13 protein-coding genes are annotated in these 11,343 nt (G+C 37.3%); 9 read left to right on the forward strand and 4 right to left on the reverse strand.

The features are described 5' to 3' along the window. Positions 1–571: 3'-5' exonuclease (locus tag WBM70_RS00715; RefSeq protein WP_424556598.1), on the forward strand; the 571-nt coding region annotated here is incomplete at its 5' end. Positions 572–607: 36 nt separating this feature from the next. On the opposite strand, the gene WBM70_RS00720 is transcribed toward WBM70_RS00715, so the two are convergent. Next, positions 608–2,314, reverse strand: coding sequence for a diguanylate cyclase (locus WBM70_RS00720; RefSeq protein ID WP_424556599.1), 1,707 nt, complete (start codon positions 2,312–2,314; stop codon positions 608–610). A gap of 236 nt (positions 2,315–2,550) precedes the next feature. Between WBM70_RS00720 and gltX the strand changes: the two genes are divergently transcribed. Genes gltX through WBM70_RS00735 form a run of 3 tightly spaced genes read left to right on the forward strand, consistent with a single transcriptional unit; the run spans position 2,551 to position 5,420 of the window. Then, positions 2,551–3,861 carry a glutamate--tRNA ligase gene (gene gltX, locus WBM70_RS00725; protein ID WP_424556600.1) on the forward strand — a complete coding sequence of 437 codons (1,311 nt, stop codon included), beginning with the start codon at positions 2,551–2,553 and terminating at the stop codon, positions 3,859–3,861. Then, complete coding sequence (locus WBM70_RS00730; RefSeq protein WP_424556601.1) at positions 3,858–4,133, forward strand: YggT family protein; 276 nt, start codon at positions 3,858–3,860, stop codon at positions 4,131–4,133. Before gltX ends, WBM70_RS00730 begins: the two co-directional genes overlap by 4 nt. Positions 4,134–4,136: 3 nt before the next feature. Continuing rightward, positions 4,137–5,420 (forward strand): lytic transglycosylase domain-containing protein, encoded by a 1,284-nt coding sequence (locus WBM70_RS00735; protein WP_424556602.1) that lies wholly within the window; start codon positions 4,137–4,139, stop codon positions 5,418–5,420. 18 nt (positions 5,421–5,438) lie between these two features. Here WBM70_RS00735 and WBM70_RS00740 read toward each other — a convergent pair whose 3' ends face one another. Beyond that, positions 5,439–5,957, reverse strand: a complete 519-nt coding sequence (locus WBM70_RS00740) for a hypothetical protein (RefSeq protein WP_424556603.1) — start codon at positions 5,955–5,957, stop codon at positions 5,439–5,441. A gap of 91 nt (positions 5,958–6,048) precedes the next feature. Between WBM70_RS00740 and mobB the strand changes: the two genes are divergently transcribed. Genes mobB through WBM70_RS00755 form a run of 3 tightly spaced genes read left to right on the forward strand, consistent with a single transcriptional unit; the run spans position 6,049 to position 7,612 of the window. Continuing rightward, positions 6,049–6,546: a molybdopterin-guanine dinucleotide biosynthesis protein B gene (gene mobB, locus WBM70_RS00745; RefSeq protein ID WP_424556604.1), complete on the forward strand. Its 498-nt coding sequence runs from the start codon at positions 6,049–6,051 to the stop codon at positions 6,544–6,546. 17 nt (positions 6,547–6,563) lie between these two features. Continuing rightward, complete coding sequence (locus tag WBM70_RS00750) at positions 6,564–7,355, forward strand: class 1 fructose-bisphosphatase (protein ID WP_424556605.1); 792 nt, start codon at positions 6,564–6,566, stop codon at positions 7,353–7,355. 59 nt (positions 7,356–7,414) lie between these two features. Further along, a complete protein-coding gene (locus WBM70_RS00755; RefSeq protein ID WP_424556606.1) occupies positions 7,415–7,612 on the forward strand; it encodes a hypothetical protein in 198 nt (65 codons plus the stop codon). Here WBM70_RS00755 and WBM70_RS00760 read toward each other — a convergent pair. Continuing rightward, the gene (locus WBM70_RS00760; RefSeq protein WP_424556607.1) at positions 7,609–7,857 is read right to left on the reverse strand and encodes a GIY-YIG nuclease family protein; all 249 of its coding nucleotides are present in this window, start codon (positions 7,855–7,857) and stop codon (positions 7,609–7,611) included. The two genes, WBM70_RS00755 and WBM70_RS00760, sit on opposite strands and share 4 nt — an antisense overlap. Before the next feature lie 4 nt (positions 7,858–7,861). After that, a complete protein-coding gene (locus WBM70_RS00765; RefSeq protein ID WP_424556608.1) occupies positions 7,862–8,191 on the reverse strand; it encodes a c-type cytochrome in 330 nt (109 codons plus the stop codon). Between the two features lie 173 nt (positions 8,192–8,364). On the opposite strand from WBM70_RS00765, the gene metG reads away from it, so the two are divergent. Then, on the forward strand, positions 8,365–10,320 hold the full coding sequence (gene metG, locus WBM70_RS00770; RefSeq protein ID WP_424556609.1) for a methionine--tRNA ligase: 1,956 nt from the start codon (positions 8,365–8,367) through the stop codon (positions 10,318–10,320). Positions 10,321–10,322: 2 nt separating this feature from the next. Then, complete coding sequence (locus WBM70_RS00775) at positions 10,323–11,303, forward strand: hypothetical protein (RefSeq protein ID WP_424556610.1); 981 nt, start codon at positions 10,323–10,325, stop codon at positions 11,301–11,303. Positions 11,304–11,343: the final 40 nt, after the last annotated feature.

Consider the following 11,343-nt stretch of genomic DNA (forward strand, 5'->3'; position numbering starts at 1 on the left):
CATCACACCTGATCTCATAGAAGACAAAGGGCTGTATGATGAAACTGATTTTGCTTTAAAAGTACTGGAATTAAATCAAAAAGAGAACTACCTCATCGCACACAATATCTCTTTTGACCTGGCTATGTTAGAAAAGGAAGGTTTTCAAAATAACTATACCCTTATAGATACACTGCGTTGTGCCAAACACCTACTTCCTGACAGCCCTAGTCATAGACTTCAGTACCTTCGCTATGCACTTGAACTCTACCAGATAGAACAAACAGAAGCAGATAAACTTGGTATCACGATCAAGGCGCATGATGCTATTGGTGATGTACTTGTTATGAAACTGCTTCTTTCTAAGTTAGTACGTCTTACACAAGAGAATTATGCCGGTGTAAACCCTATGCAAAAGCTGGCTGAACTTACACAAACCCCAGTGATGATGAAAACCTTTAAATTTGGTAAATACAAAGACAGAGAGATTGCTGAGATCGTCAATGCAGATAGAGGCTATATAAAGTGGATGAGAGATAATCTTGATCTAGATGAAGATATGATGTTTACTTTGGATTATTATTTGGCTTAAGTGTGAGATAGTGTGGAACTTTCATTCTTTCTATACTCACACTTTAGCAAATCTATCTAATACCACTACTCTGTTTCTGCCGGATTTTTTAGCCTGATAAAGTGCTTCATCCGCTTTTCGTGTAACGGTCTCTATACTTGCATCATTTTGGTTATATTGAGCAATACCGAAACTGGCAGTAAGAGAAAGTATAAGGTTGTTTTTATCTACTACCTTCTGATCTTCAATTTGTTTTCTAATCCGTTCAGCCAGTAATGAAGCTTGTTCTCTGTTCGTTTCAGGCAATAAAAGCAAGAATTCATCACCTCCAATTCTAAAAGCATAATCATACTCTCTGATAACACTTTCCACGATCTGTGCTACATTCTTTAATACTATATCACCGGTATCATGCCCATAGGTATCATTGATTCTTTTGAAGTGATCAATATCAAACATGACAACAGACAGTATTCTGTGATTCCGTACCAGTCGCTGATATTCCATGTTACAGATCTCATTATAAGCCCTACGGTTAAAGAGACCTGTGACCATATCGGTTTTGGCTTCCTTCTCTGCTATGCGCTTTTCTTCCTGTGTTATTTTCATGCGGTCAGCAAGTGCAAGTGATAAAAGTACTACATCAATGAACATTCCAAAATCATTTGCCTTATAGGTCATGTAACTATAAGGGATAAAAGACATAACTGTTAAAGCAGTAATAACAGCACCTATCAGACCACTGGCAGCACCAAGAAGAAAGAATCTGGCTGAACGGTTACCCGTTAACCAGGAAAATAAAGCCATACCGAATATATAAATACTCACAAGCATTACCAGTATAATAGAGAGCATCACATGCATGTGATATCCACCCACCATTGCTGACAACAAAGCTATACCAATAATTAAAAATATCATATATTTTGTTATCTTATAAAGTGTCTGATGATATTTTTCAAGATTTAGAAATGAATTGGCAAAAAGGAGTCCCGTTAGCATGAATAAAAAGATAGACGTCGATTGTGCCCAGTTCTGTACTGTCGGATGATCCGAAAACAGATACATAAAAGTATATCCGTTATAAGATGCATTCGCTGCTAAAAAAGTGCAAAGATACAATACATACAAAGCGTAGTATTTTTCTTTGATCCCAAAGAAGAGAAAAAGATTGTAAAACAGCATGGCAATGATCCCACCATAGATTAAACCGGTGTATGTTGATGTGGAAACTTGTTCTTTTAAAAATGCTGACTTATCCATCACCGAAACAGAAACGATAAAAGGATCACGTGTTTTAACCTGCACATAAACAGTGGAAACACCCGGTTCAAACTCATGCTTAAAATTGATCAAATAGTGATCTATCGCTCTTTTAGAATACGGATAGATATTTCCACCCTCATAACTTTCTAATTCACCCTGTGCGGATAACACAAAAATATTAACCGAATCAAGCCATGCCGGTTCAAATACAATGAGTCTTGATAAAGGACTATTTTCTTTATTTTCTACTTTAAACTGATACCAAAATGCCGAAAGAGTAAAGGGATGGCTCGCAACATCTTTATCCAAAGGTTTAAAATCAGCAGGAGAAAGAGCACGTATATCCGAAAATGCCATTTCGGCAGTCTTATCTTCATATTCAAGTAACGATTGACCGATCACATGATTTGGTACAGATAGATCTATTGCATTCATATACGTATTTGCATAGAGGAATGAAATACAGGATAACAGTAATAAAATGATTGTTTTTTGCATCTGATCCCCTACTTTTCATACAATAGTCCATTGTTCTACACATTCAAATTTTTATTATCATAGCATAAGATGAAGTAAATCTTCTAAAACTTTTTGGATAATAATACCTTATGTGTAACCACTATTGCTTCTTTGGGTAATTTGACATACACTTTACCATACTGAATCATTAAAGGATTAAGTAAAATACCCTATAATATCATCTATTATTTCATCCATAAATTGGAGGCATATATATGCTAAGATTTGCTCCTTCACCTACAGGTGATATGCACATAGGAAACCTTCGTGTTGCCATACTTAACTACCTTATCGCACAACAACGAGAAGAGAGTTTCATCGTCCGTATAGAAGATACGGATAAAGCGCATAACATCGAGGGTAAAGACACAGAGATCATGCAGATTTTAGAAAAGTTTGCATTGCTACATGAAAGTGTCTTTCACCAAAGTGAACACCTGCATATGCATCAGACACTTGCGATACGTCTACTTGAAGAAGGCAAGGCTTTTGTTTGTACCTGTAGCGATGAAGAAATTAAAGCAGACAGAGAAGCATCAAAAGCACAAAAAATAGCGTACCGTTATAGTGGACAATGTTTTGATGTAAACAAAGAAGAGCATGCAAACCTGAAAGAGCGTGGCATACCTTTTGTTGTCCGCATTAAAAAACCTACAGAACCCATCATAAATCATGACCTGATAAAAGGTGATAGTACTACTGCGCCAAATGAAGTAGACAGTTTTGTTATCCTTCGTGCGGATGGCACACCTACCTATGACTTTTCCTGTGCATGTGATGACATGCTCAGTGGTGTGGATTTTATCGTACGTGGTGAAGACCAGCTATCTAGCACACCAAGACAAAAACATATCAAAACACTTTTAGGATATGAAACAGAAACAACCTATGCACACTTACCTATCATCCTCAATACAGAGGGTATAAAGATGGATAAACGTGATGATGCGGGTTCAGTAAAATGGATGTTTGAAAAAGGGTTTATTCCTGATGCTATCATCAATTATCTTTTACTTCTGGGTTATTCAAAAGCACCTAAAGAGATATTTACACTGCCTGAAGCCATAGAGTGGTTCAAGATAGAGAATATCTCAAAATCTGCAGCCGAGTTTGATATCGATAAGCTCCGTTTTATCAATAGAGAACATCTCAAACTCATTGATGACAAACGTCTCTCTACACTCTTTGGATTTGCAGATGAGGACATTGGTAAACTTGCCAAACTCTACCTTGAAGAGGCAAGTACGCTCAAAGAGCTTGAATCAAAGATCAAATCTATCTTTTCACCTAAAGATTTTGAAGGTGAATGGAGTGATCAGATGAGGACGATGGAAGATATCATCCTAAATGCTCCAATGATAGATGATTTTAACGAATTCAAAGCACACATTATAAAAGAGAGTGGACTTAAAGGAGATCACCTGTTAAAACCCTTAAGATTGCTTCTCACAGGTGCAGAACATGGACCTGAACTCTCTGAGATATATCCACTCATCAAACCATACTTATTGGAGGTAGCATCATGAATGCACTTATATACGCTATTGTACAAACATTACATACAGTCATGAATCTTTATATCTGGATAGTGATCATCGCAGCATTATTGAGTTTTGTTCGACCTGATCCTTATAACCCTGTTGTACAGATACTTCATCGTTTAACTGAGCCTGTGATGGACTTTATCAGACGCAAGATGCCGTTTGTAGTACTATCAGGTATAGATCTCTCACCGTTAGTGGTGATCTTAGGTCTTCAGCTGGTTGATAATTTTATGATGCGTGCTGTACTGGGATAATAGATGAAAGTAAAGTTTCTTTTTCTTTCATCACTGTTTGTATTCTTATTTGCTACATCCACTCTGCATGCAAAAAAGTTCACCTATCAACAGATACATGAGATGCCAAGGAGTATAGAAAAAGATTACTATATCTGGCGTTTTCTTTCACAAAACACTACTACAGCTTCAGAGGCCAAAAAGATCATCTACGAAGCAAGCAGACTTAATAGCAAACTCCGTACAGTATATAAACATAGAACAGGGACAGCATTGAATATTGAACTCCCAAAATTAAAAGTACGTGGAGACGAAAACAAGAACTGGCGAAGAAGAAGTAAAGCGCATAAAAGTTTTAAGCATGGCCTTGCTTTAATGCAGCAAAGAAAACCTAGACAGGCATCAGTTTACTTCCAAGATGCTCGCGAGAACTATGTGAAACAATATGATAAGGATAAATCACTTTTCTGGCTATATTTAAGCACAAAAGATGATAACTATATCAAACAGTTACGTGAAAGTTGCCATGTCAACATTTATACTTTGATGGCAGCAGACACTATAAATGCAAAATATCCAAAAACCATTACTAAATCCATTTGGAAAGACAGTATATGGGGTTTTGATATCGAAGATCCTATCGATTGGGCAAAAGTAAAACACAAAATGTATTCTGGCGTTGACCTTGACGATCTTGCAGATGACCACAAGTCACAAGAGACTATCGGTATCTATACCTATCTCAAAGCAAAAGCCTGTAACTATACAGAGTCTTACTTCCCTATGCCCTACCGTAAAGCTATGAAGCATATGACACCGGAGCGCCAGGCACTTATTTATGCCATAGCTAGACAAGAGAGTCGCTTTGTACCTGCTTCTGTCTCACGTTCTTTTGCACTGGGCATGATGCAGTTCATGCCATTCCTTGTCAAACATGTGGCCAAAGAGAAAGGGGAAAAAATAGATCTGGATGATATGTTCAACCCCTATAAAGCCATAGACTATGCGGACTTTCACCTTGACTACCTCACCAAATACCTTTACCATCCACTTTTCATAGCCTATGCCTACAATGCTGGTATAGGTTTCACGAGAAGACATATTACCAAGAGAAAAAACTTTCGAAGAGGTCCTTATGAACCTTATATGAGCATGGAAAAAATGGAAAATCATGAAGCAAGAGAATATGGAAAGAAAGTACTGGCAAATTATGTCATTTATCTGAATAAATTGGGGGTCACTACACGTATATTCCCACTTTTGAAAACACTTGCCACACCTTCTGAAACAGATAAATTTAGAAAGTGATCATAAAAAGACTTTGGCTTAAAAAACTTCTTTATTCAAAACATACTTCGCTACTTTAGCGAAGTGTAAAATACCTTTTCCGTACAACTCACTTTCAAAAACAAGTGTGATCTTTTTACTTGGTTCATGAGGAAAGGTCACAAGATAATAGCTAGCCCAATCTGTTACGAAAGAGAGGTCTTTTAACCGTTCATCGTTAAGTTGAAGGGTTTCTATCTCTTTTGGAACTTGTCCATTGAGCGTTAACTTGTACTCACTGCTATTTAAATTTCCATAAGACTCATTATTCACATGCAGCCCTACAATAAACACTTCATCCCTGGTATCATTTTTTTCAAAGTTCTGAGTATAAAGATAGGTCGCAGTCAACATCACTTTTGTCTCATGATCTTGATAGAGTTGTGTCTTTTCTGTTTTTTGTAACAACTTATGATAATTGATCTTTTCATTGTAGGCTTGCATCAAATCTTCCTGTTTTTTTGATGTACAACCCACAAGAAGAACAATGGCAATGAGTAATATACTTAATTTGACCATATGTCCTCCATGTAATTAATACGGATTTTAACATATATTCAATAAAGATTTATGTATAATTCCTTCAATCATAATTCAAGGGATTAGTGCCGTGAGTAAAAGAGTTGCTGTAGCATTTACCGGTCCGTCAAACAGTGGGAAAACCACCCTAGTGGAAAAAGTGGCCCAAATATTGATAAAAGAACGTAAAGTTGCTATTATAAAGAATGACCCTAAAGACAAAGCGCAGTTTGATGTAGAAGGTAAAGACAGCCATAAATTCTCACAAACAGGAGCAGAAGTGGTTATTACTTCTCCTACACGTACTACCTATTTCTCACAAAGGGAAAAAACTTTAGATGATATCGTAGCAATGATAAGTGATTTTGACATCTTGCTTGTTGAAGGACTTAAAACACTTCCATTGCCACGAATCGCTGTATTTAGAAAGGTCATTGATGAAAGTTATTTTTCTTGCAGTGAAGCTATAGCTATTGATGACACTATAGATATCACAACATATACGATACCAGAAGGTATAGATATACTCGATCTCAATAACACTACTCAGATCATTGAGTGGATGAATGCACATGCAAAACAACTATAAGTAAAAGAGGATAAAAGATGCAAACCATATTTGACACTATCAAAACAGTTGCAATTAAAATAGATCATGCGATCAAAACTGAAGATCTTGGCTACAGTGACAGTGAAAATTCGTCAGGTGAAGACCAACTCAAACTGGATGTAAAAAGTGATTACATCATCGAACAAGCTTTTAAAAATGTTTCCATCGTAAAATCCTTAGTAAGTGAAGAGAAAGAAGGTGTTTTAGCGCTGCATGATGACGGTAAATATACTATCTGTTATGATCCATTGGATGGTTCAAGCCTAGCAGATGTCAACCTCTCTGTCGGATCTATTTTCGGAATCTATGAAGGAGAACTCAAAGCTGAAAACCTTGTGGCTTCTGCTTATGTTGTTTATGGTCCACGTATTGAGCTGGTCATAGCGACTAAAAAGACTAAACCCCAGCACTACAGAGCTCAAGAAGGACTCTTTAACTTTATCTCTGAGATCACACTTGATGAAAAAGGCAAACTCAATGCTCCAGGTGGGACACAACAAAACTGGTGTGACTATCACAAAACATTTGTAGATGGACTATTTGCTGAAGGCTATCGTCTCAGATACTCTGGCGGTATGGTACCAGACCTTCATCAGATACTTTTAAAAGGTGGGGGAATATTCTCATATCCTGGTACATCAGACAAACCACATGGTAAACTGAGACAACTCTTTGAAGTCATTCCTTTTGCTTTCATGTATGAGCAGGCAGGTGGACAAGCCATCAATGACAAGGGTATGAGACTCATGGAACTTGTACCTGGTCATCCTCATGACACAAGCCCTTGATTTTTCGGTTCAAACTATGAAGTGAGCAAACTTAAAGATGCATACGGGATAAAAGCATAATGTCTGAACAAATGCTCGATGAATGGCAGATAGCCCTTAAACAGAAAAAATCTGAATTAGATGCCTGTCAAGTAGAGAAGCAGGTGAGAAGCTGTATGGGTTGTGAAAAACTGCTTGATTGTGAAGTTCGTGATGCTTATATTAAAGCTGTCTACGACAGTATGAGTAAAGGTGCTGGTGGAGGCTTTGAGTTTTAAACAGACTCAATTAATTTTAATTTCTCAGACCTGCTCATTTTCTTTTTGATCTCATATTCACGTTTAGAAGCTGAACTTCTATCTGGGTACTCTTCACTATACACGAGTCTTACAGGTCTTCTAGCCCGTGTATACTTTGCCCCTTTATCAGAGTTGTTATGCTCTTCTATCCGACGTTCCAACTCTGTAGCGATACCAGTATAAAAAGTCTCATCAGCACATTTAACTATATAGACGAAATACATAAAATCATTTTAATTGACTGATATAAATTGCCAGATCATGTATCTGCTCTTTAGTAAAATTTCGAACAATAGATCTCTTACCAGACTGTATCATAGGATTTTTGGGTTCACAGACTGGAACTTCCACGTTACAGGTACCTGCAGCATATTGATAGAGTGCCTCCTCTATCTCCTCTGCTCCCATTAGATTGATAATTCTGGATTTACCTAGGACAGTATTATCTCCATTATGACCATGACACCCTGCACATTTCTGTAAATACATCGTTTCAGCGGAATTAGCTGACAACATACTTGTGGTAAAAAACAAAAGCAGTACTTTTAAAATATTCATTTCCTCCCCTTTGCTACATCTCTACTTATTTTATTATACTAAAGATTAAAAAATTTAGACTAATAGAAATATAAATTGATAATTTGACAATATCACCTACAATACAGCACTTCTTAGCTAAAATATCTACCAAATTTACTCTACAAACTCATTTGTTTAAGGAACTACGAAATATGTCTTGTCATAAAAAATCTTATATTACAACCCCGATCTACTACGTTAACGATATTGCCCATATCGGCCATGCCTATACAACTATTATTGCAGATACACTTGCACGCTACTCTCGAATGTCAGGATTAGATACTTTCTTTCTTACCGGTACTGATGAACATGGTCAAAAAATAGAAGAAGCTGCAAAAGCCAGAGGTAAAAGTACCCAAGACTATGCTGATGAGATCTCTGCAACCTTTAAAAACCTTTGGGATGATTTTGACATCTCTTATGATAAATTTATCAGAACAACAGATGCTGATCATATGAAGGGTGTGCAAAAAGCATTTTCTGTCATGCATGAAAATGGAGATATTTATAAGGACACCTATAAAGGTCACTACTGTATCTCATGTGAAACCTTCTTCCCTGCTATTCAACTCGTAGATGATGAGTTTTGTCCTGAGTGTGGTAAAAGTACCACTATAGTAGAAGAAGAGAGTTATTTTTTCAAACTCTCCAAATATCAGGATAAATTACTTCAATATTATGAAGATCATCCTAACTTCATCTTACCTAAGAGTAAAAGAAATGAAGTGATCCGTTTTGTAGAAGGTGGCTTGCAGGATCTTTCGATTACACGTACCAGTTTTGACTGGGGAGTAAAACTTCCTGAAGAGATGAAAGATCCTAAGCATGTAATGTATGTATGGTTAGATGCGCTCATGAACTATGTGACTGCGTTAGGATATGGTACGGATGAAGCAAAAATGGACCAGTGGCCTGCACGTGTCCAACTTATAGGTAAAGACATTTTACGTTTCCATGCTATCTACTGGCCAGCATTCCTTATGAGTCTTGATCTTCCTCTTCCCACACACATTGCTGCGCATGGCTGGTGGACACGTGATGGTGAGAAGATGAGTAAGTCAAAAGGTAACGTCGTAAATCCTAGAGAAGTGGCAGATGCTTATGGACTGGATAACTTCCGTTACTTTATGCTTAGAGAAGTTCCATTTGGCGGTGACGGTGACTTTAGTCAAAAAGCCCTCATAGACCGTATTAATTCTGATCTGGGTAATGACCTGGGCAACTTGCTCAACCGTCTCATAGGTATGAGTGGTAAATACTTTGCAGGTACAGTAGACTCTGCAAATGTAGGCAAATTCTATCAGACTGAACTTGATGAAGTACATGAGTCACTGAACACTCTAGAACCTCTGCTTTTTGACATGCAGATACACAGATATCTTGAAGAACTTTGGCGACCACTCACAGTGGCTAACAAGGCTATAGATATGTATCAACCATGGACCATGATGAAAGAAGGCAGAGAAGAAGAAGCAATGGCACTTAACGGTCTCATCGCTGCTATACTTGCTAAAGTCTCTATTATGCTTTACCCTGTCATGCCTGCAGTGTGTACAAAGATCTCAAATGCATTACACTTCACCATAGACAACCTCTCATGGAATAGCATGGTTAAGGACACAAAGCTTCTTGATACATTTGTCTTAGAGAAGATAGACCCTCTTTTCCCTCGTATAGAAGAGCCCTTACTGCAACAAGCAGAACCAGTTGATATCAAGCCAGAAGAGAAAGCTGAAAAAAAGGTCCCTGCTAAAGAAGAAAAGAAAGAAGAAGGTATTGCTCTTATTGGTATAGACCAGTTCTTCCAAACTTCTCTTAAAGTCGGTACTGTCATTCAAGCAGAAGAAGTGCCAAAAAGTAAAAAACTTCTCTTGCTCCAAGTAGATGTGGGTGAGGAATCACCAAGACAAGTGGTTGCGGGTATCAAAGAATGGTACTCTGCTGAAGAGATGTTAAATACACAAGTATGTGTCGTTGCAAACCTCAAGCCGGCGAAACTCATGGGTCTTAAAAGTGAAGGTATGCTCCTTGCAGCAAAAGATGAGGATGGTCTGTGTATGATCCGTCCTGAAAAGCCAAAAACGGCTGGGACACCTATAGGTTAAATATGAAAATAGAAGATATCGTAAATCTAACTGAGGGAACCCTCACCAACACACCAAAAGTACAGGCAATAGAAGGTGCTTCAGTATACTACTCAAAAATAGAGAATGGTGACCTTTTCTTCTCTTCAGATCAAGAAGACATAGACCAAGCCATTGCCAATGGTGCATATGCTATTCTGTATGCAGATGATTCTATCGTAAAAAATGATGACGAAATAGCATGGATCAAAGTCTCTGATCTTCAACTTGCAGCCTTTAAGCTTATCCGTTATGTCATCATCAAAAAAGAAGCAAAATTTTTCTTATTTTCTGAACATGAACAGACATTTCTTAAAATGATCCTTATGCACAAAGGAAATATTAAATTTATAGCAGATGACTGGAAAAAGGCATTTGAACAGATACTCAATTCTGAATGTTCACTTTTTATCGGTACAGATAAAGAACTTCTAGAACTCATTAAACCTGGTGTCGAAAAGCTCAAAAAAGAGGTAGAGGGATATGCGGTATCAGATACACTCTTTAGATCAACATTTAAAGTAGGTGGCTATGTCTATCAGGAAAAAGAACTGATTCCTTTTCATTTAGAGTACCTGCTTCGGGTCATAGATTTTTGTGACACATATGATCTTGCCTATTCTGTTGACCGTCTTAAGTATACAAAACACTTTACACCGGTCTTCATAGATGGAAAGCTCAAAAGTACACAAGCAAGCAAGAGTGATAAAGTAGCGATCTTTACAGACAATCTCTCAGATATCACAAAGGCAAGAGAATATGTCATGAGAAGTAATATGTGGGTAAAAAGTGTGGTTATGACACCACCTAAAACCAAAGTACCTGGGATAGATCATCCTCACTGGTTTGAAACAAAAGAAGAGTTGCAGGACCTGCTTAAAAATATCCATTACAACTATGCATTTATCTACAATGCAGATAAAAGTATTTTAAACACGATTCAAGAAGAGTATTCTCTCTTTTAAAATATCTTGTGTATATTCGTGATTACTACGAGTGTACACT

The sequence above is a fragment of the Sulfurovum sp. genome, from assembly GCF_049668085.1.
Taxonomy (GTDB): Bacteria; Campylobacterota; Campylobacteria; order Campylobacterales; family Sulfurovaceae; genus Sulfurovum.

Bases quoted from the DNA above. Each gene is read 5' to 3' on its own strand.
- WBM70_RS00720 (WP_424556599.1), bottom strand. From the start codon at position 2,314: ATGCAAAAAACAATCATTTTATTACTGTTATCCTGTATTTCATTCCTC.
- gltX (WP_424556600.1), top strand. From the start codon at position 2,551: ATGCTAAGATTTGCTCCTTCACCTACAGGTGATATGCACATAGGAAAC.
- WBM70_RS00730 (WP_424556601.1), top strand. From the start codon at position 3,858: ATGAATGCACTTATATACGCTATTGTACAAACATTACATACAGTCATG.
- WBM70_RS00735 (WP_424556602.1), top strand. From the start codon at position 4,137: ATGAAAGTAAAGTTTCTTTTTCTTTCATCACTGTTTGTATTCTTATTT.
- WBM70_RS00740 (WP_424556603.1), bottom strand. From the start codon at position 5,957: ATGGTCAAATTAAGTATATTACTCATTGCCATTGTTCTTCTTGTGGGT.
- WBM70_RS00750 (WP_424556605.1), top strand. From the start codon at position 6,564: ATGCAAACCATATTTGACACTATCAAAACAGTTGCAATTAAAATAGAT.
- WBM70_RS00755 (WP_424556606.1), top strand. From the start codon at position 7,415: ATGTCTGAACAAATGCTCGATGAATGGCAGATAGCCCTTAAACAGAAA.
- WBM70_RS00760 (WP_424556607.1), bottom strand. From the start codon at position 7,857: ATGTATTTCGTCTATATAGTTAAATGTGCTGATGAGACTTTTTATACT.
- WBM70_RS00765 (WP_424556608.1), bottom strand. From the start codon at position 8,191: ATGAATATTTTAAAAGTACTGCTTTTGTTTTTTACCACAAGTATGTTG.
- metG (WP_424556609.1), top strand. From the start codon at position 8,365: ATGTCTTGTCATAAAAAATCTTATATTACAACCCCGATCTACTACGTT.
- WBM70_RS00775 (WP_424556610.1), top strand. From the start codon at position 10,323: ATGAAAATAGAAGATATCGTAAATCTAACTGAGGGAACCCTCACCAAC.